General features: G+C 70.6%; 19 protein-coding genes and 1 pseudogene. 4 read left to right on the forward strand and 16 right to left on the reverse strand.

Annotation, left to right across the window (positions count from 1 at the left end; translation table 11 throughout):
• Positions 1-84 precede the first annotated feature (84 nt).
• From GAS53_RS41690 to tsaB, 4 genes are read right to left on the reverse strand one after another with little or no spacing between them, the layout of a single operon-like run.
• Positions 85-345, reverse strand: coding sequence for a hypothetical protein (locus GAS53_RS41690; RefSeq protein WP_151482975.1), 261 nt, complete (start codon positions 343-345; stop codon positions 85-87).
• Complete coding sequence (gene tsaD / locus GAS53_RS41695) at positions 342-1,445, reverse strand: tRNA (adenosine(37)-N6)-threonylcarbamoyltransferase complex transferase subunit TsaD (RefSeq protein ID WP_151482976.1); 1,104 nt, start codon at positions 1,443-1,445, stop codon at positions 342-344. The genes GAS53_RS41690 and tsaD overlap by 4 nt, the downstream gene beginning before the upstream one ends.
• Entirely contained in the window at positions 1,438-1,941 is a 504-nt protein-coding gene (gene rimI / locus GAS53_RS41700; protein WP_151483010.1) for a ribosomal protein S18-alanine N-acetyltransferase, read from the reverse strand. The genes tsaD and rimI overlap by 8 nt, the downstream gene beginning before the upstream one ends.
• A 20-nt stretch (positions 1,942-1,961) precedes the next feature.
• A complete protein-coding gene (tsaB, locus tag GAS53_RS41705) occupies positions 1,962-2,618 on the reverse strand; it encodes a tRNA (adenosine(37)-N6)-threonylcarbamoyltransferase complex dimerization subunit type 1 TsaB (protein ID WP_151482977.1) in 657 nt (218 codons plus the stop codon).
• A gap of 110 nt (positions 2,619-2,728) precedes the next feature.
• Here tsaB and GAS53_RS41710 point away from each other — a divergent pair, with 110 nt between their 5' ends.
• Complete coding sequence (locus GAS53_RS41710; RefSeq protein ID WP_151482978.1) at positions 2,729-3,283, forward strand: hypothetical protein; 555 nt, start codon at positions 2,729-2,731, stop codon at positions 3,281-3,283.
• A gap of 494 nt (positions 3,284-3,777) precedes the next feature.
• Here GAS53_RS41710 and tsaE read toward each other — a convergent pair whose 3' ends face one another.
• The 7 genes from tsaE to GAS53_RS41750 all read right to left on the reverse strand — a co-directional run bounded on the left by tsaE (position 3,778) and on the right by GAS53_RS41750 (position 10,734).
• On the reverse strand, positions 3,778-4,329 hold the full coding sequence (gene tsaE, locus GAS53_RS41720; protein ID WP_151482980.1) for a tRNA (adenosine(37)-N6)-threonylcarbamoyltransferase complex ATPase subunit type 1 TsaE: 552 nt from the start codon (positions 4,327-4,329) through the stop codon (positions 3,778-3,780).
• Positions 4,295-5,548, reverse strand: coding sequence for an alpha/beta fold hydrolase (locus GAS53_RS41725; protein ID WP_151482981.1), 1,254 nt, complete (start codon positions 5,546-5,548; stop codon positions 4,295-4,297). The genes tsaE and GAS53_RS41725 overlap by 35 nt, the downstream gene beginning before the upstream one ends.
• Positions 5,549-5,675: 127 nt before the next feature.
• Entirely contained in the window at positions 5,676-6,827 is a 1,152-nt protein-coding gene (gene alr / locus GAS53_RS41730; RefSeq protein ID WP_151482982.1) for an alanine racemase, read from the reverse strand.
• A 35-nt stretch (positions 6,828-6,862) separates the two neighbouring features.
• Positions 6,863-7,756 carry a L,D-transpeptidase family protein gene (locus GAS53_RS41735; RefSeq protein ID WP_151482983.1) on the reverse strand — a complete coding sequence of 298 codons (894 nt, stop codon included), beginning with the start codon at positions 7,754-7,756 and terminating at the stop codon, positions 6,863-6,865.
• A gap of 153 nt (positions 7,757-7,909) precedes the next feature.
• Positions 7,910-9,349, reverse strand: a complete 1,440-nt coding sequence (locus GAS53_RS41740) for an NAD(P)H-hydrate dehydratase (RefSeq protein WP_151482984.1) — start codon at positions 9,347-9,349, stop codon at positions 7,910-7,912.
• Between the two features lie 141 nt (positions 9,350-9,490).
• Positions 9,491-10,015 (reverse strand): hypothetical protein, encoded by a 525-nt coding sequence (locus tag GAS53_RS41745; protein ID WP_151482985.1) that lies wholly within the window; start codon positions 10,013-10,015, stop codon positions 9,491-9,493.
• A gap of 347 nt (positions 10,016-10,362) precedes the next feature.
• Positions 10,363-10,734 (reverse strand): holo-ACP synthase, encoded by a 372-nt coding sequence (locus GAS53_RS41750; RefSeq protein WP_151482986.1) that lies wholly within the window; start codon positions 10,732-10,734, stop codon positions 10,363-10,365.
• Positions 10,735-10,787: 53 nt separating this feature from the next.
• On the opposite strand from GAS53_RS41750, the pseudogene GAS53_RS41755 reads away from it, so the two are divergent.
• Positions 10,788-10,988: pseudogene (locus tag GAS53_RS41755) on the forward strand (DUF397 domain-containing protein); the annotation flags it as partial.
• Here the strand turns inward: GAS53_RS41755 and glmS are convergent.
• Both glmS and GAS53_RS41765 read right to left on the reverse strand, forming a co-directional pair.
• Positions 10,949-12,796 carry a glutamine--fructose-6-phosphate transaminase (isomerizing) gene (gene glmS / locus GAS53_RS41760; protein ID WP_151482988.1) on the reverse strand — a complete coding sequence of 616 codons (1,848 nt, stop codon included), beginning with the start codon at positions 12,794-12,796 and terminating at the stop codon, positions 10,949-10,951. The pseudogene GAS53_RS41755 and the gene glmS overlap by 40 nt on opposite strands.
• Positions 12,797-12,942: 146 nt before the next feature.
• Positions 12,943-13,140 (reverse strand): hypothetical protein, encoded by a 198-nt coding sequence (locus GAS53_RS41765; protein ID WP_151482989.1) that lies wholly within the window; start codon positions 13,138-13,140, stop codon positions 12,943-12,945.
• A gap of 214 nt (positions 13,141-13,354) precedes the next feature.
• On the opposite strand from GAS53_RS41765, the gene coaA reads away from it, so the two are divergent.
• Positions 13,355-14,344, forward strand: coding sequence for a type I pantothenate kinase (coaA, locus tag GAS53_RS41770; RefSeq protein WP_151482990.1), 990 nt, complete (start codon positions 13,355-13,357; stop codon positions 14,342-14,344).
• A 37-nt stretch (positions 14,345-14,381) separates the two neighbouring features.
• The gene (locus tag GAS53_RS41775; protein ID WP_151482991.1) at positions 14,382-15,320 is read left to right on the forward strand and encodes a DUF389 domain-containing protein; all 939 of its coding nucleotides are present in this window, start codon (positions 14,382-14,384) and stop codon (positions 15,318-15,320) included.
• A gap of 142 nt (positions 15,321-15,462) precedes the next feature.
• Here the strand turns inward: GAS53_RS41775 and glmM are convergent, their stop codons facing one another.
• From glmM to rplM, 3 genes are all read right to left on the reverse strand, one after another.
• A complete protein-coding gene (gene glmM / locus GAS53_RS41785) occupies positions 15,463-16,821 on the reverse strand; it encodes a phosphoglucosamine mutase (RefSeq protein WP_151482992.1) in 1,359 nt (452 codons plus the stop codon).
• 307 nt (positions 16,822-17,128) lie between these two features.
• The gene (gene rpsI, locus GAS53_RS41790) at positions 17,129-17,650 is read right to left on the reverse strand and encodes a 30S ribosomal protein S9 (RefSeq protein ID WP_151482993.1); all 522 of its coding nucleotides are present in this window, start codon (positions 17,648-17,650) and stop codon (positions 17,129-17,131) included.
• Positions 17,651-17,692: 42 nt separating this feature from the next.
• Positions 17,693-18,136 carry a 50S ribosomal protein L13 gene (rplM, locus tag GAS53_RS41795; protein ID WP_151482994.1) on the reverse strand — a complete coding sequence of 148 codons (444 nt, stop codon included), beginning with the start codon at positions 18,134-18,136 and terminating at the stop codon, positions 17,693-17,695.
• Positions 18,137-18,308 lie beyond the last annotated feature (172 nt).

An 18,308-nucleotide genomic window follows, 5' to 3' on the forward strand; every position in this document is an offset into this window, starting at 1 on the left:
GGGAACTGCGCATCTTTCAGGGGCGCGGGGAACTGTGCGACCAGCCACACCCAACCCGCACCCGACGAACCACCCGCAGAAGCCCTACTCCTCCACCGTCTCAAACCGCCACCGATGAACGGCCCGCGCAACCAACTCCAACTCCCCAGCCGGCTCCGGCAATTCAGGCAGCTCGGAGTCATACGCGGCATCCCACCACGTAATGACGAGCACCCGATCCCCCGGAGCCCGCAGGACCTCCCGACGCAGGGGCCGCGCCGGGAGGTCCTGCTCCCGCACCCACGCGAGCAGTTCCTCCCCACGCCCCTCCACAGCCCGGGCTTCCCACATCAACGCAACGGTCATGAGTACAGGTTGCCCTTCGCGACCTCGTGCACATGATCATGCGAATGCGAGCGCAAGCGCCCCGGCACATGCGGATCCGTCACCGGCAACGACGAGTCCGCGGACAGATCCCAGTCCGAGGCGGCCCGCCCCCGGGCCACCATCTCCGCGCCCAGCGCGGCGACCATCGCCCCGTTGTCCGTGCACAACTTGGGCCGTGGCACCCGGAGTCGAATCCCGGCAGCCTCGCACCGCTCCTGGGCAAGCACCCGCAACCGCGAGTTCGCGGCGACGCCGCCACCGATCATGAGGTGCTCGACGCCCTCGTCACGACAGGCGCGTACGGCCTTGCGTGTCAGCACATCGACGACGGCCTCCTGGAAGGACGCGGCCACATCGCGCACCGGCACGTCCTCCCCCGCCGCCCGCTTGGCCTCGATCCAGCGCGCCACGGAGGTCTTCAGTCCGGAGAAGGAGAAGTCGTACGCGGCGTCGCGCGGCCCGGTGAGCCCACGCGGAAAGGCGATGGACCGCGGGTCGCCCTCCTTCGCGTACCGGTCGATGACCGGACCGCCGGGAAACCCTAGGTTCAGCACGCGGGCGATCTTGTCGAAGGCCTCGCCTGCCGCGTCGTCGATGGTCGCGCCCATGGGCCGCACGTCACTCGTGATGTCCGAGGACAGGAGCAGCGAGGAGTGCCCGCCGGACACGAGCAGCGCCATGGTCGGCTCGGGCAGGGCCCCGTGCTCGAGCTGGTCCACGCAGATATGGGATGCCAGATGATTGACGCCGTACAGCGGCTTCCCCAGCGCGTACGCGTACGCCTTCGCGGCAGACACCCCGACGAGCAGCGCACCCGCGAGCCCCGGACCGGCGGTGACCGCGATCCCGTCCAGGTCCCTCGCCGAGACGCCCGCTTCCTTCAGCGCCCGGTCGATGGTCGGCACCATCGCCTCCAGGTGCGCGCGGGACGCGACCTCCGGCACCACACCCCCGAAGCGGGCGTGCTCGTCGACGCTCGACGCGATCGCGTCGGCGAGGAGCGTGGTGCCGCGGACGATGCCGACTCCGGTCTCGTCGCAGGAGGTCTCGATGCCGAGGACGAGAGGTTCGTCAGTCATTGATATCTGTTCCCTGTACGGAAGTTGAGCTTGCGGCGAGGCCGCTGTCGGATGCTGTGTCCAGTCGCATGACGAGCGCGTCCACGTTCCCCGGCTGGTAGTAGCCGCGCCGGAAACCGATCGGCTCGAAGCCGAAGCGCTCGTACAGCTTCTGGGCGCGGACGTTGTCGACGCGGCACTCGAGCAGCACCTCGACGCACTCGAACGCGGTCGCGGCCCGCAGCAGTTCGGTCAGGATCAGCGCGCCGAGGCCGGTGCCCCACTGGTCGCGGGCGACGGCGATGGTCTGTACGTCGGCGACGTCCCCGGCGGCGGCGAGGCCGCCGTACCCGACGATCCGCCCGCCGTCCTCTGTCTCGGCCACGACGTACCGCCGTGTCGCCTCCGGCCCGCGCGCGTGGGCCAGGTCGGACCAGAACATGCCTCGCGACCAGGCGTCCTCGGGAAAGAGGTCCTTCTCGAGCGCCAGTACGGGCTCGATGTCCCACCAGCGCATCTCACGCAGCACCGCGGTCGTCACTTGGGGGTGACCACCTTGTAGTTCTTGGGCACCTGGGCGTCGGGGCGGCGCAGATACAGGGGCCGCGGGGCCTCCAGTTCCTCGCCCGCCGCCAGCCGCTCGGCCGCCAGGGCCGCGAGGGCGGCCGCCGAGACGTGCTCGGGGCCGCGGGCGTCCGGGAAGGTGTCAGGGTAGAGCAGCGCGCCCGCGCCCACGGCGGGCAGACCGCCGATGTCCAGGTCCCCCGGCCGGTCGACGGCGGGTTCGGTGACCCGCGTTCGGGAGTCGGCGTACTGCGCCCAGTAGACCTCCTTGCGTCGGGCGTCGGTCGCCACGACGAAAGGTCCGTCGGCAATGGAGCCGTCGGCCGCGTACGCGAGGCCGTCGAGTGTGCACAGTCCGTGCACGGGCACGCCCAGCGCGAGCCCGAAGGTGTCGGCGGTCATCAGGCCGACGCGCAGCCCGGTGTACGGGCCGGGGCCCACGCCGGCCACGATGCCGGTGACGGCGTCGAGGCGCAGCCCGGCCTCGGCGAGCACCCGGTCGACGGCGGGCAGGAGCAACTCCCCGTGCCGACGCGCGTCCACCTGACTGGAGGCGGCGAGGACGGACGTCCCGTCGTGCAGGGCGACGGTGACGGCGGGGGTGGCGGTATCCAGAGCGAGCAAGAGCACGCGAACAGCCTACGGCGCCCGCGCTCGGAGCACGGCCGCCTCAATCCGGTACATACCTGCTGCTACCGTCACGGCAAGGACATAAGCCGTACGAGAGGTGGGCATCCAAGGTGGTCAGGAGCAGCTCGGGAATCGTGGCCGGGCTCACCGCGACGGCGCTCGCCGCGATCGGATTCCTCGCCTATCAGGCGTCGGCGAACGCGCCGACCAGTCTGAGCTCACCGCAGCCCGCCGAGTCCACCGCGGCCACGGTCTCCAAGGCCCCGCGGGACAAGGAGCACCCGACGGCGCTGCCCTCCGGGTCGGGCACGGGTCCGCGGGTCGTGTACTCGGTGGACGACGACCGGGTGTGGCTGGTCGGCCGGGATGACCGGGTCAAGCGGACGTTCAGGGTGACCCCCGGGACGGTGGATCCGGCGCCCGACGCGTACGTCGTCACCTCGCGCTCGGGCAGGATCACCGGCTCCGACGGTGTGGCCGTCGAGCACGTCGTCCGCTTCGCGAACGTGGAGGGCGTCGCGGTCGGTTTCAGCGCGGCCGTCGACGGCTCGATCTCCGCCCCCGACCCCAGAAAGAGACTCGGCGGCATCCGCGAGTCCCGCAAGAACGGCAACGCGATGTGGGACTTCGCAACAATCGGCACGAGGGTCGTCGTGATCAAGTAGCGCACCCCGAGCGGCGCGGCGAACGGCACCCCGTAAGCGGCGCGGCGAACGGCGCCCCGTAGGGGCGCGGGGAACTGCGCGATCAGCCACAACGAACCCGCAGAATCCGAACGGCGCTCCCCGCGAAGCGCTACGCGGCCCGGCGCCGCCCCTGGCGCCCAGGCGCAGCCGAGGCCTGGGCCGGCTCCGGCGGCCGCGGCGGCGTGGAAACGGCCCGAGCAAGCACACCGGCCGCAAGCAACTCCCGCATCGACACCCCGCCAGGCTCCGCAGGAACCTCCGCAGGAACCCGCGGACGCGTCACGTCACGTTCCGACGTCGGCATGGCGGCCTCCTGAGGCTCCGGGAGCAGACGTGGTTAGGTAGACCTAACTAACTCCTCCGTCCATGTGAACACGCCGAAGCCACCGGACGCAACATCTTCCCGACGTCTTGTCGGAATGTTGGGGTGAACGTACGAGGCGGGGGTGTGCCGAAGCTGTGACTGGCCCTGATCAGGCGGACAGCACGCCCAGATCCACCGTCGCCCACCGCTCCCCGACCCCGGTCAGCGTGACGTGCCGTACCTCGTCCGTCGTGTCGCCGACGGCCCGGTGGATGAGGACGTGCAGCCGGTCGTCGGTCAGCTCCTCGACCTTGCCCTCGCCCCACTCCACGACGATCAGCGAGTCGGACAGCGAGACGTCGAGATCGAGGTCCTCCATCTCGTCGAGCCCGCCGCCGAGGCGGTACGCGTCCACGTGGACCAGTGGCGGACCGTCACCGAGGGACGGGTGCACGCGTGCGATCACGAAGGTCGGGGAGGTGACCGCGCCCCGTACGCCGAGCCCCTCACCGAGTCCGCGGGTCAGTGTCGTCTTGCCCGCGCCGAGTTCGCCGGTGAGCATCACGAGGTCGCCGGCGCGCAGCAGCTTGGCCAGGCGGCGGCCCAACTCCTGCATCTGTTCGGGTGAGTTGACGATGATCTCGGTGCTGACGCCGGCCACGGAAGGCTCCGAGGGTCCCGAGGGCTCAGCCGGGTTGCGCGGTGCTGCTGGTGCTTCCATAACCACCCACGGTAGCCCCCGCGGGGACGGCGCCCGCGCGGGTGAGGAGGTCGGCGAGACGGTCTATGACGACCTCCGGGTGCTCCAGCATCACCAGGTGCCCGGCGTCCGGCACGAGCACCAGCTCGGCGTCCGGCAGCAGGTCCGCTATGGCCTCGCTGTGCTCGCTCGGCGTGACGAGGTCCTTGACGCCGGCCAGCACCAGCACGGGCAGTTCGGCGAAGTGCTCGAGCGCCTCCGTCTTGTCGTGGTCGGTGAAGGCCGGGTAGAACTCGGCGACGACGTCGATCGGCGTGCCCTCGATCAGCCGCTCCGCGAACCGCGCGACCGCCGGGTCGACGTCCCTGGACGCGAACGAGTACCGCTTGATGATCCCCGCGAACAGGTCGGCCGTGGCCCGCCGCCCGCGCTCCACCAGCTCGGCCCGCTGGCCGAGCGCCTTCAGCACACCGGGGAGCACCCGCCGCACCGCGTTGACGCCCGCGACGGGCAGCCCGAAGTTGACCTCGCCGAGCTTCCCCGACGACGTACCGACGAGGGCGACGCCGACGACGCGCTCGCGGATCAGGTCGGGGTACTGGTCGGCCAGGGCCATCACCGTCATGCCGCCCATCGAGTGGCCGACGAGCACGAGCGGGCCGTCGGGCGCCGCCGCGTCGATGACGGCCTTCAGGTCGCGGCCGAGCTGGTCTATGGTGACCGGCTCGTCGCCCTGGACCTGGGCCACGCCCCGCCCGGAGCGGCCGTGGCTGCGCTGGTCCCAGTGAACGGTCCGTACGACTCCGCGCAGCGCGGCCCGCTGGAAGTGCCAGGAGTCCTGGCTGAGGCAGTAGCCGTGGCTGAAGACGACGGTGACGGGGGCGGGGGCCTTGCGGCCGAAGAGCCGGCGGCGGCGCGGGGCCAGGGTGGCGTCGGGCTCCACGTCGTCGACCTCGTAGTACAGCTCGGTGCCGTCGTCCGCGACGGCCTTGCCGGGCATGCCGCGCAGTGCCCCGTACGGACCGGCCGAGTCGAGGGCGAGGCGGGCCTTCCTGCGCATGCCGCGGCCGACCGTGAGCCGCTCGATCGCGACTCCGGCGGCGGCGCCCGCGGCGACCACGCCTATGGCGGCGCCCGCGATTCCGGCCCTGCGCCAGTTCGCCGCCGCCCCCGCCGCGGAGACGGCCGAGGCTGCGGCCGTGGCCGCTTCCACGGCGGCCTCCGCACTGCTCTCGCTCACGTACCGCTCCTCTTCGCCGGGATGATCCCTAGGTCTGCTGTTGCTTCTGGTGCTGCTATTGCTTCTGGTGCTTCAGTTGCTGTCGGTGCTGCTGGTTCCCGCTGTCCCGGATCGGACACATATGCCGTTACCCGTCTTGTTGCTTATTCACGTAGACGCGGGGCACGCGGGTTCCGATCCGGGTGACGATTTCGTACGCGATCGTGCCCGCGGCCTGGGCCCAGTCCTCGGCGGTCGGTTCGCCGTGGTCGCCGGGGCCGAAGAGGATCACTCTCTCGCCGACCGGCGGCTCGTCCCCGCCGAGGTCGACGGCGAACTGGTCCATCGCGACCCGTCCCGCGACCGTCCGCCACTTGCCGCCGACCAGGACGGGGCCGGTGCCTGAGGCGTGCCTCGGGATGCCGTCCGCGTACCCGACGGGCACGAGGCCGAGGGTCGTGACGCCGGGCGTGACGTAGTGATGCCCGTAACTGACGCCGTGGCCCGCCGGCACGTGCTTCACCAGCGCGAGCGACGCCGAGAGCGTCATCACCGGGCGCAGTCCGAGGTCGGCGGCGGTGCCCAGCTCGGGGCTGGGCGAGATGCCGTACGTCGCGATCCCGGTCCGCACGAGATCGAAGTGGGTCTCGGGGAGCGTGAGCGTGGCGGGCGAGTTGGCGATGTGCCGCACCTCGGGGCGTACGCCCTGCCCCTCGGCGTATGCCAGCATCTCGCGGAACCGGGTGAGCTGGGCGTCGATGGAGGGGTGGCCCGGTTCGTCGGCGCAGGCGAAGTGGGACCAGAGCCCGGTGATGTCCACCAGGCCCTCGGCCTCGGCGCGCAGGGCCTCCGCGACCAGCTCGGGCCAGTCGGCTGGCTGGCAGCCGTTGCGCCCGAGTCCGGTGTCGGCCTTGAGCTGGACGCGGGCGGTGAGTCCGGCGGCGCGCGCGGCCTCGGAGGCCTCCCGCAGGGCCCACATCCCGCTGATCCCCAGATCCAGACCGGCCTCGACAGCCGCCCGCCAGGGCCCGCCCGGAGCCCACAGCCAGCACATGATCCGGCCCGACAGACCGGCCGCGCGCAGGGCCAGGGCCTCCTCAGGCGTGGCCGTGCCGAGCCAGGTCGCGCCCGCGTCCAGGGCCGCGCGGGCGCACGGGAGGGCCCCGTGTCCGTACGCGTCGGACTTGACCACCGCCATGAGGGCGGCGGCCGGTGCCTGGGCACGCAGGGTCCGCACATTGGCCCTCAGGGCGGCCAGGTCGATCTCGGCGCGGGCGCGCGCGGGTGCTGTTCCAGTCATCGCGCCCAGTGTCTCAGAGGGGTCCGACACGGCCCTCAGGTGCCGGACTTCCGGCCCCACACGTACACGCGGTCACCCTTGTGCAGCACACCCCACAGGGTGCGGGCGTCGGCGACCCGCAGGTTCACACAGCCCATCGAGCCGGGCGGGCTGTAGACGTTCCCGTAGATACCGTGGAAGGCCTGGCCCTTGCTGAAGAACTGGCTGTACGGCATGCGGGTGTTGTAGAGCGTCGACCAGTGGTTCTTGTGCTTCCAGTAGACGCGGTGCAGGCCGGTCCTGGTCCGGTAGCCGGCCTTTCCACTCCGCACGGGTACGGGCCCGAACAGCACCTTCGTCCCCTTCTGCACCCAGGTCAGCTGCCGGGTGAGGTCGACACAGGCGACCCGGTACCGGCGGACGGGGCATTTCCCGGCCGCGTTCGGGTTCTTCGCCGCCGACAGGAGCCGCATCCGGGCCCAGGTCACGGGCCCGGCGAAGCCGCTGGTGGGCCGAATCCCGTGCTTGACCTGAAACACCCGGATGGCCTTGCAGTCCCTGGCCGACTGCCTCCCGTCCACTCTGAGCCGCAGCCACCGCTCGACCTGCCGCTGGTACGGTCCCGTCCGCTTGCTGCACGCCACCACTCCCGCGTGCCGCGCCACGGCGTCGCTCAGCGGTACGTACTCGATCAGCGCGTCACTCTCCGCGGCCGCGTCCCACGGCTCGACGGAGTCCTCCTCGGCGCTCGGCGTGTACACCTTCGGGGCCAGCGCCTGGTCGGGTGTGTCCAACTGCCATGGCTGGTACGGGCCCGGCGGCACCCCGGGCACCAGCTCACTCAGCGCGACGGGCGCGCCGGGGGCGGGCGGCGGCGCGGCGACGGCCCCCGGCACGGACAGCACGGCGACGACGGCGACCAGCAGCGCGACGGTTCTCTGACGGACCATGCGCCCAGCGAAACCCCGGAGCGGGCCGCGCCAGGGTCAGCCGCGCGGCAGGGTCCCCCGTTGTGCGCACGCGGACGGCGGCACGCGTCACCCGCTCACGAGCCCACCAGTGACCCGTCCACTCACCAGCCCACCTGTCACCACCCCACCCGCTCAGCCGTCCATGACATCCCGCCAGGCCGCACGCACCGCGTCGGCCACGTCCTGCGCCCCCGCGGGCGCCCCGTCCGCCGCGAAGCGCCCGGCCAGCCCATGGAGGTACGCCCCCACACTCCCGGCGTCCAACGCCCCGAGCCCGGCGGCGAGCAGCGACCCGGTGAGCCCCGACAGCACGTCCCCGCTCCCCGCGGTGGCCAGCCAGGACGTCCCGGTCGAATTCACCCGCACGGCCCCGCCTTCCGGGGAGGCCACGAGGGTGGTCGACCCCTTGAGCAGCACGGTCGCCCCGTACCGGCCGGCGAGTTCCCGTACGGACGCCAGCCGCGCTCCCTCGACCTCGTCCCGCGAGACACCGAGCAGCGCGGCGGCCTCACCGGCGTGCGGCGTGAGGAGCGTGGGCGCCGTCCGCTCCCGTACGACGTCCCGGTCCGCGAGCCGCAGCCCGTCCGCGTCCACGAGCACGGGAACGTCGGCCTTCAGCACACCCGCCACGGCATCGGCGTCCTCCCCGACGCCGGGCCCCACGACCCACGCCTGCACCCGTCCGGCCCGCTCGGGCGGACCGGACGACACCAACGTCTCCGGGAACCTCGCGATCACGGCGTCCCCGGCGGGCCCGACGTACCGTACGGCCCCAGCACCGCCCCGCAGGGCCCCGGCGACGGCCAGCACGGCCGCCCCCGGATACCGGGCGGACCCGGCGACGATCCCGACCACCCCCCGCCGGTACTTGTCACTCTCGGCCCCCGGCACCGGCAGCAGCGCCGCCACGTCGGCGTGCTGCAAGGCCTCCAACTCGGCCTCACCGGGCAGCGACAGCCCGATATCGACGAGCCGCACCGATCCGGCGTACTCCCGCGCGGGATCAACGAGCAGCCCGGGCTTGTGCGTCCCGAAGGTCACGGTGAGGTCGGCCCGTACGGCCGCGCCCCGTACCTCCCCGGTGTCGGCCTCGATGCCACTGGGCAGATCGACTGCGACAACGGCTGCCCGGGATTCACCAACCGCCTCCGCCAGCGGTGCGGCGTCCGGCCGCAGCCCGCCCTTGCCGCCGATCCCGACGATGCCGTCCACGACGAGGTCGGCCCGGCGGACCGACTCCCCGGCGGCGTCCTCCTCCGCCCGCACCACCGTGCCGCCTGCCCGGCGCAGCGCGGCGAGCCCGCCGGAGTGGGTCCGCTCGGGCGCGAGCAACACAGCTACGACGCCGGCGCCGCGGCGGGCCAGCCGGGCTCCCGCGTACAACGCGTCGCCCCCGTTGTCACCACTCCCCACCAGCAGCACGACCCGACTGCCGTACACCCGCCCCAGCAACTCGGCACAGGCCGCGGCCAGTCCGGCCGCCGCCCGCTGCATCAACGCCCCGTCCGGCAGCCGCGCCATCAGCTCCCGCTCGGCCACCCTCACCGTCTCCACGCTGTACGCAGTACGCATGGAGTCGAGTTTCCCTCGAAACCGTCACTTCCGCTGGAACAGCCGGCCTCCGATGCCGTTGGTACGCGCGCGGCGCAGGGAACAGCCCGGCCCCGGGTCCGCACACGCGCCTGGCGAGGCCGGGCTGTCGTCAACGACGCGTCAGCATTCCATCGGCTCTCCGTCCAGCGAGGACTCGACGCTCGTCAGGTAGGTCCGCGTCGTGTCGACGTGCAGCCGCAGGAGAGCCGGTGCACCCGCCAGATCCTTGCCGAAGCAGACATCGGCGGGTGCCCCCGAGGCACTCGCATCCGCGGGTTCCGAACTGCTCGGAGTCCACCCGCTCTTCTCCGCCGCCTGCCGGTAATGGGTGATCACGGCCTCCTGGTCACCGTCGAACCGGTAGTAGCGATCGACAGCGAGCCACGCCTGGCCACTGTCATCCATGCACTCGCTGCCGGCATCCTCATGTCCCCCGAGAAGGGTGGCACCAACGGGCGGCAGCGGGACGACGGACGCCGAGGAGACCTGCGCCATGCGCTTGCCGCTCTCCTCGCAGTCGGCTCCCGTGCCGTCCAGGACCAGGCCGCCACCGAGGAAGTAGGCAGCGCCGAGTTCCGCGGCGCACAGAACCGCCACGACGGACACCGTGAGGGACACGAAGGGAACCCAGGGTTTCGTGGGCACCCGTCCGCTTCTCGACACGTCTTCGACCTCACTTGTCGTCACTTGAGGTACCCCTCCGGTAGAGCCAGTCGCCGATGACGTGGAGGTAGCCGAGGAGTTGGCCCCTTCTGTGGAAGCAGTTCGCCCGTGGCGGTGTCCTCGATGATCCAGCGGGGACTGTCGCTGTCGTCACCGTAGTGGTTGAGCTTGGACGCGGTCTTCGTCCAGGTGGTGCCGCAAAAGCTGCCGACTCCACGGAATTCCTGTGCGCAAGGCTTTTTGCTGTGCGCTCGGGAAACGGCCACCGGCAGCCGCCCGCCGACCGAAACGACTCTCCGGGCGAGTAGGACCAGGCCGCGCGAGAACCGTCACCCCTCCGCGATCACCACCGCCGAGGCCACCCCCGCGTCATGGCTCAGCGACACGTGCCAGGACCGCACGCCCAGCTCGGCCGCCCGTGCCGCCACTGTGCCCTTGACCCGCAGTCGCGGCTGCCCGCTGTCCTCGACGACGACCTCGGCGTCCGTCCAGTGCAGACCGGACGGCGCACCGAGCGCCTTGGCCAGCGCCTCCTTGGCGGCGAAGCGGGCGGCGAGAGAGGCGACGCCCCGGCGTTCCCCGCTGGGCAGCAGCAACTCGCTTTCCAGAAACAGCCGTTCCGCCATCCCGGGCGTCCGCTTCAGCGACGCCTCGAACCGGTCGATCTCGGCTACGTCGATTCCGACGCCGATGATGCTCATCCGGGCACTCTACGATCCGTCCGACGGCCGCGCGCTCGGCTCCCCGGTGACGGCGGAAGTCGTCCTACTCGGGCGAAGGCGACGGGAACGCCTGCGTATTGATAGCCAACTCCCCCACTCAAGTCGCCGTACGCGACACGAAAGCCCCGGCCAGGGCCGCCCTCACCTTCCCGACCGGAGCCTTCACCCCATTCATCGAAGCCCTAAAGACGACTCACTCCACGGTCACCGACTTCGCCAGGTTCCGCGGCTGATCCACCTCGTTGCCCCGGGCGGTAGCCAACTCGCAGGCGAACACCTGCAGCGGGACAGTAGCCACGAGCGGCTGCAACAACGTCGGCGTAGCCGGAATCCGAATCAAGTGATCCGCGTACGGGACGACCGCCTCGTCCCCCTCCTCCGCGATCACGATCGTCCGAGCCCCCCGCGCCCTGATCTCCTGGATGTTCGACACGATCTTGTCGTGCAGGACGGACCGCCCCCGGGGCGACGGCACGACCACCACCACCGGCAGATCCTCCTCGATCAGAGCGATCGGGCCATGCTTCAACTCCCCCGCCGCAAAGCCCTCCGCGTGCATGTACGCGAGTTCCTTCAGCTTCAACGCACCTTCGAGCGCGACGGGATAACCGACGTGCCGCCCCAGGAACAGCACGGTGTTCTTGCCGGCCAGCGACCGGGCCAACTCCCGTACCGGCTCCATGGTCTCCAGCACCCGCTCGACCTCGCAGGAGATCCGGGACAGATCGCGAACAACAGCCCCGATCTCGTCCCCCCACTTGGTCCCTCTCACCTGGCCCAGATACAGCGCCACGAGATAACAGGCCACGAGCTGCGTCAGAAACGCCTTCGTCGAGGCGACCGCCACCTCCGGCCCCGCGTGCGTGTACAGCACGGCGTCCGACTCCCGGGGAATCGTCGACCCGTTCGTGTTGCAGACGGCCAGCACCCTGGCCCCCTGCTCCCGCGCGTGCCGCAACGCCATGAGCGTGTCCATGGTCTCCCCGGACTGCGAGATGGCGATGACGAGCGTCCGCGCGTCCAGGATCGGATCCCGGTACCGGAACTCACTCGCGAGCTCCACCTCACACGGAATCCGAGTCCAGTGCTCAATGGCGTACTTGGCGATCAACCCGGCGTGAAAGGCGGTCCCGCACGCCACCACGACGACCTTGTCGACCTTCCGCAACTCCCCCGGGGAGATGCGTACTTCATCGAGGGTCAGCGACCCACCCGCGTCGATCCGCCCGAGCAAGGTGTCCGCGACAGCTTTCGGCTGCTCGGCGATCTCCTTGAGCATGAAGTAGTCGTAGCCGCCCTTTTCGGCGGCGGACGCGTCCCAGTCGACGTGGTACGACCGCACGTCGGCGGGCTGCCCGTCGAACCCGGTGACGGTCACCCCGTCCCGCCGCAGCTCGACCACCTGGTCCTGTCCCAGCTCGATGGCCGACCGCGTGTGCGCGATGAACGCCGCGACATCGGAGGCGAGGAAGGCCTCGCCATCCCCGACCCCCACCACGAGCGGCGAGTTGCGCCGCGCCCCCACCACGACATCCGGATCATCGGCGTGGACGGCGACCAGCGTGAAGGCACCCTCGAGCCGCCGGCACACCAGCCGCATGGCCTCTGCCAGATCGGCGCACGCGGAGAACTCCTCGGCCAGCAGATGCGCGACGACCTCGGTGTCGGTCTCGGAGGCCAGCTCGTGCCCCCGGTCCGCCAACTCGGCCCGCAGGGCGGCGAAGTTCTCGATGATGCCGTTGTGGACGACGGCGACCCGTCCCGCGTTGTCGAGATGCGGATGCGCGTTCGCGTCGGTCGGCCCTCCATGGGTGGCCCACCGCGTGTGGCCAATGCCCGTGGACCCGGTCGACAACGGCCGCTCAACCAGCTCCTTCTCCAGGTTGGCGAGCTTCCCGGCCTTCTTGGCCGCCGCCATCCCGCCGTCCGCGAGCACCGCGACACCCGCCGAGTCGTAACCCCGGTACTCCAGCCGCTTCAGCCCGGCCACCACCACATCAAGCGCCGACTGCGGCCCCACGTATCCCACGATTCCGCACATGGCGGCAGCCTAAGCGCTCCGCTGGGAACAGGTGATGAAGCCGCGGGCCGGTGGGGGCTGGTCGCGCCCGCGCGGCGGAGCCGCATATGTCACGGCCCCGCGCCCCTTACGGGGCGCGATACCGCACCGGCCGATCCCCTGGCCCCCTAGTCCCCCCGCTCGACCCTGTCAATCGCCTCCTGCACCAGCCCCAGGTACTCGACCTCCTCGCAGCGCGGCTTGCTGCCCATCTCGTACAGGTCGATGCAGTCGTAGAGGTACTCCCCCAGATCCTCGTCCGGCAGATCGACGGACAGCTCGCTGCAGACCCGGCCCTCCAGCTCCGCCGACGGCACCCTCGCCACGGACCCGGGTCTGCGTCTGACGAAGCCACGCACACGGAAACGTACGGCCATGACGACCACCCAACCCCCCAGAACCCCGGAAGGCGGCTCGCTCCCGGATGGCGGGACGCTATCCCCGTACGCCCCTGCGGTCCATACCTGTGGACGCGTGTAGAGCCCACCGACGTGACGGACTCCACCCGCCGGTCCGTACGAACTCCCGTAACAATGGACTGTGATCTCACCGGTCTCCTCGTTGCCGCGGAGCGCCAACCGGCCCAGGCCGGAGGCGACTCCCTACGTCGACCTCACCCGCTCGGAGTGGAGTGCGCTGCGTGAGAAGACGCCGCTCCCGCTGACCGCCGAGGAGGTGGAGAAGCTACGCGGCCTGGGCGATGTCATCGACCTCGACGAGGTACGGGACATCTATCTGCCGCTGTCCCGGCTCCTCAATCTCTACATCGGCGCGACCGACGGACTCAGAGGGGCGCTGAACACCTTCCTCGGCGAGAAGGGCTCCCAGTCCGGTACGCCGTTCGTGATAGGCGTCGCCGGCTCGGTCGCCGTCGGCAAGTCCACCGTCGCGCGCCTCCTGCAGGCCCTGCTGTCCCGCTGGCCCGAGCATCCGCGGGTGGAGCTGGTCACCACGGACGGCTTCCTGCTGCCGACCAAGGAGCTCCAGGCGCGCGGCCTGATGTCCCGCAAGGGCTTCCCGGAGTCGTACGACCGCCGCGCGCTGACCCGTTTCGTCGCGGACATCAAGGCGGGCAAGGACGAGGTGACGGCCCCCGTCTACTCGCACCTCATCTACGACATCGTCCCCGGCAAGCGCCTCACCGTCCGCCGCCCGGACATCCTGATCGTCGAGGGCCTGAACGTCCTGCAGCCCGCCCTCCCCGGCAAGGACGGCCGCACCCGGGTCGGTCTGGCTGACTACTTCGACTTCAGCGTGTACGTGGACGCCCGGCCCGAGGACATCGAGCGCTGGTACCTGAACCGTTTCCGCAGGCTGCGCGAGACGGCGTTCCAGAACCCGTCCTCGTACTTCCGCAAGTACACCCAGGTCTCCGAGGAGGAGGCGCTCGACTACGCCCGTACGACGTGGCGGACCATCAACAAGGTCAACCTCCTGGAGAACGTGGCCCCGACCCGCGGCCGCGCCACCCTCGTCGTCCGCAAGGGCCCGGACCACAAGGTGCAGCGGCTGAGCCTGCGCAAGCTGTGATCCACCAGCCGTAATCGGGCACGGTTACTCTGCCCGCATGCTGCACCTCCGCCTGATCACCCCGGCCGACAAGACCGACGACGTGGTGCGCCTGATCGAGAAGACGGTCGGCGCCACCCACCTCGTCGTCATTGCGGGAGCCGCCCGCAATCCTGTCGGAGACATCGTGACGTGCGACGTCGCACGCGAGGCGGGCGACGAACTGATCAGCGGGCTGGTCGCGTTGGACATCGAAAAGTGCGGCTCGATCGCCGTCGACGACATCCACCTGTCGCTGTCGAAGCGCGCCGAGAAGGCGGAGAAGGACGCGCCGGGCGAGGGCGCGGACGCGGTCCTCTGGGAGCAGCTGGCGGAGGCCACGCACGAGGAGTCGACGCTCTCGATCACGTACGTCGCCTTCATCACCCTCGCCACGATGATCGCGGCCTGCGGTGTGGTCCTCGACAACGCGATCCTGATCGTGGGCGCGATGGCGGTGGGCCCGGAGTTCGGACCGCTCGCGGGGTTCAGCACGGCGGTCGTGCAGCGTCGTCCACGGCTGGCGGCACGTTCGCTGATCGCGCTCCTGGTGGGCTTCGCCGTGGCGATGGCCGTGACCGTGGGCTTCAGCTTCTTCATGGACGGCGTCGGCCTGTTCACCGAGGGGAAGTTGGAGGGCGAACGGCCCAACACCGCCTTCGTCTACGCGCCCGACGCGTTCTCCTTCGTCGTGGCCGTCCTCGCGGGCGCCGCAGGCACGCTCTCGCTGACCTCCGCCAAGTCGGGCGCCCTGGTCGGCGTCGCCATCTCCGTGACGACCGTCCCTGCGGCCGCCAACGCGGCGGTGGCCCTGAGCTACGGGGACATGAGCCAGACCTGGGGCTCGACGGGGCAACTCCTGCTCAACCTGCTGGGCATCATCCTCGCCGGCACGCTCACCCTGCTCGCCCAGAAGTGGCTGTGGTCAAGGCAGGGAGGCCGCCGCTACGCCCCGTGAGGGGTACGCGGCCCGTGAGGGGCGCGCCCCTTAGGGGCGCGGGGCTCTGACATTATGCGGCTCCGCCGCGTGGGCGCGACAAGCCACAACGAACCCGCAGCCCGCAACGCACAGAACCCCCACCCCCTACCCGGAACGGCACCTACCCCAGCGCGGACTTCACCGCATCGGCAAGCCGCCCAGCCACAGACCGAGCCTGATCGATATCCGCGGCCTCAACCATCACGCGAACCAACGGCTCGGTCCCCGACGGCCGCAACAACACCCGCCCGGTGGCCCCGAGTTCACGCTCGGCCTCGACAACCGCGGCGGCCAGCTCGGCAGAGCTCCCCACCCGCGCCCGATCAACATCCGGCACGTTGATGAGAACCTGCGGCAACCGCTCCATCACGGCCGCCAACTCCCGCAACGTACGCCCGGTCTCAGCGACCCGGGCGGCGAGCAGCAGCCCGGTCAGCGTGCCGTCACCCGTCGTGGCGTGATCCAGGATGATCACGTGCCCCGACTGCTCACCGCCCAGCGCGTAGTCGTGCTCCTTCATCTCCTCCAGCACGTAACGGTCGCCGACCGCGGTCTGGACGAGCGACAGCCCCTCCCGCTCCATGGCCAGCTTGAAGCCCAGGTTGGACATGACCGTCGCGACAACGGTGTCGGAGCGCAGTGCGGAACGCTCCCGCATCGCAAGCGCGAGTACGGCCAGAATCTGGTCGCCGTCGACCTCGGCGCCGGTGTGGTCCACGGCGAGGCAGCGGTCGGCGTCCCCGTCGTGCGCGATGCCGAGATCGGCCCCGTGCTCGACGACGGCGGCCTTCAGCAGGTCGAGATGGGTGGAACCGCAGCCGTCATTGATGTTCAACCCGTCCGGCTCGGCCCCGATCGTGACGATCTCGGCGCCCGCGCGCGTGAAGACCTCGGGCGAGACCCGGGCGGCCGCGCCGTGCGCCTCGTCGAGGACGACCTTCATACCGTCCAGACGGTTCGGAACCGCCGTGAGGAGATGGGCGACGTACTGGTCGAAGCCCTCCTCGTACGAGCGGACCCGACCGACGCCTGAGCCGGTCGGCCGGTCCCAGGGAGCGCCGGTGCGGTGCTCCTCGTAGACGGCCTCGATCCGGTCCTCCAGCTCGTCGGCGAGCTTGTGCCCGCCGCGGGCGAAGAACTTCACGCCGTTGTCCGGCATGGCGTTGTGGCTGGCGGACAGCATCACGCCGAGGTCGGCGCCGAGCGCGCCGGTGAGATGCGCCACCGCGGGAGTCGGCAGTACGCCGACGCGCAGCACGTCCACGCCGGCGCTGGCGAGTCCGGCGACCACGGCGGCCTCCAGGAACTCCCCGGACGCGCGCGGGTCCCGCCCGACCACCGCCGTCGGCCGGTGGCCCTCGAAGGTGCCCGCCTCGGCCAGTACGTGCGCCGCCGCGACGGACAGTCCGAGCGCGAGCTCGGCCGTCAGATCCGCGTTGGCAACACCGCGTACTCCGTCCGTGCCGAAGAGTCGTCCCACTGGTGTCCTCCGAACTTGCTCAGAAATTGCGGCTCATGCCGAGTGTCCAGGTTGGCTTCGGTCAGGTATATCCCCCGGGCCTGTCCTCAAAGGTCCGTACCGTGACCTAAGGCCGGGATAAGTGCTTCCCCGCCGTAAACGAACGCCCCGGCGGCACAAGTAGTGCCGCCGGGGCGATGCGTTGCCGAAGTCCGGTTGTTCCCCGCGCCCGTGAGGGCCGCGGGGCCGGGCCCCGTAAGGGGTGCGGGGAACTGCGCGACCAGCCAAAACGGACCCGCAGCCAAATAACCGGCCTCCAAGCGGAGCGTTACCGCTTGCTGTACTGCGGGGCCTTGCGGGCCTTCTTCAGACCGGCCTTCTTGCGCTCGACCGCACGGTCGTCGCGCTTGAGGAAGCCGGCCTTCTTCAGAGCGCCGCGGTTGTTGTCCACGTCCGCCTCGTTCAGCGCGCGGGCCACGCCGAGGCGCAGGGCGCCGGCCTGGCCGGAGACGCCGCCACCCGAGATGCGGGCGATGACGTCGTAGCGGTCGTCGAGCTCGAGCACCTTGAAGGGCTCGTTGACTTCCTGCTGGTGCACCTTGTTGGGGAAGTAGTCCTCAAGGGTGCGACCGTTGATCTTCCACTTGCCGGAGCCCGGGACGATCCGGACGCGGGCGATGGCGTTCTTGCGACGGCCCAGGCCGGCGGCCGGCTGCGGGTCGCCGAAGCGGCCGGCGAGGGACTCCGAGGTGTACTCGCCCTCGACGGGAACCTCGGACTCGGTGGTGTAGCTCTCGATGTCGACAACCTCGGTCTCTTCGACCGGCTGCTCAACGGTGGTCTCGGCCACGATTCTCCTCAGATTTCTGTTCGTCTTAGGGGGTGGCCGGAACTACTGCGCGACCTGGGTGATCTCGAACGGGACCGGCTGCTGGGCAGCGTGCGGGTGGTTCTCGCCCGCGTAGACCTTCAGCTTCGAGAGCATCTGACGGCCGAGGGTGTTCTTCGGGAGCATGCCCTTGACGGCCTTCTCGATGGCCTTCTCGGGGTTCTTGGTCAGCAGCTCTTCGTAGCTGACGGAGCGGAGACCGCCCGGGTAGCCGGAGTGGCGGTAGGCCATCTTCTGCGCCCGCTTGTTGCCGGACAGGTGAACCTTGTCCGCGTTGATGATGATGACGAAGTCACCAGCGTCGACGTGCGGCGCGTAGATCGGCTTGTGCTTGCCCCGGAGGAGGGTCGCGGCGGTGGTCGCCAGACGACCCAGGACGACGTCCTGAGCGTCGATGACGTGCCACTGGCGAGTGATGTCGCCGGGCTTGGGGCTGTACGTACGCACGGTTCGTAGCCTTCGCTTCTTCAGTGGTTGGGTCCTGACAAGGCCACCACGGACGATCACGACAGCCCTGACCGCACATCGGTGACGCAAACCGTGTGGGTCGCTGGTCATCGGCCCCGGTGGACCGGTGTAAGGGCCCCCCACGTGAGAATGGGCAAGCCAATACACATAA

The organism is Streptomyces albicerus (genome assembly GCF_008905045.1).
Taxonomy (GTDB): Bacteria; Actinomycetota; Actinomycetes; order Streptomycetales; family Streptomycetaceae; genus Streptomyces; species Streptomyces albicerus.

Excerpts from the sequence above, each read along its gene's own strand:
- GAS53_RS41690 (WP_151482975.1), bottom strand. The coding sequence starts at position 345 with ATGACCGTTGCGTTGATGTGGGAAGCCCGGGCTGTGGAGGGGCGTGGG.
- tsaD (WP_151482976.1), bottom strand. The coding sequence starts at position 1,445 with ATGACTGACGAACCTCTCGTCCTCGGCATCGAGACCTCCTGCGACGAG.
- rimI (WP_151483010.1), bottom strand. The coding sequence starts at position 1,941 with ATGCGCTGGTGGGACATCGAGCCCGTACTGGCGCTCGAGAAGGACCTC.
- tsaE (WP_151482980.1), bottom strand. The coding sequence starts at position 4,329 with ATGGAAGCACCAGCAGCACCGCGCAACCCGGCTGAGCCCTCGGGACCC.
- alr (WP_151482982.1), bottom strand. The coding sequence starts at position 6,827 with ATGACTGGAACAGCACCCGCGCGCGCCCGCGCCGAGATCGACCTGGCC.
- GAS53_RS41735 (WP_151482983.1), bottom strand. The coding sequence starts at position 7,756 with ATGGTCCGTCAGAGAACCGTCGCGCTGCTGGTCGCCGTCGTCGCCGTG.
- GAS53_RS41740 (WP_151482984.1), bottom strand. The coding sequence starts at position 9,349 with ATGCGTACTGCGTACAGCGTGGAGACGGTGAGGGTGGCCGAGCGGGAG.
- GAS53_RS41750 (WP_151482986.1), bottom strand. The coding sequence starts at position 10,734 with ATGAGCATCATCGGCGTCGGAATCGACGTAGCCGAGATCGACCGGTTC.
- glmS (WP_151482988.1), bottom strand. The coding sequence starts at position 12,796 with ATGTGCGGAATCGTGGGATACGTGGGGCCGCAGTCGGCGCTTGATGTG.
- GAS53_RS41775 (WP_151482991.1), top strand. The coding sequence starts at position 14,382 with ATGCTGCACCTCCGCCTGATCACCCCGGCCGACAAGACCGACGACGTG.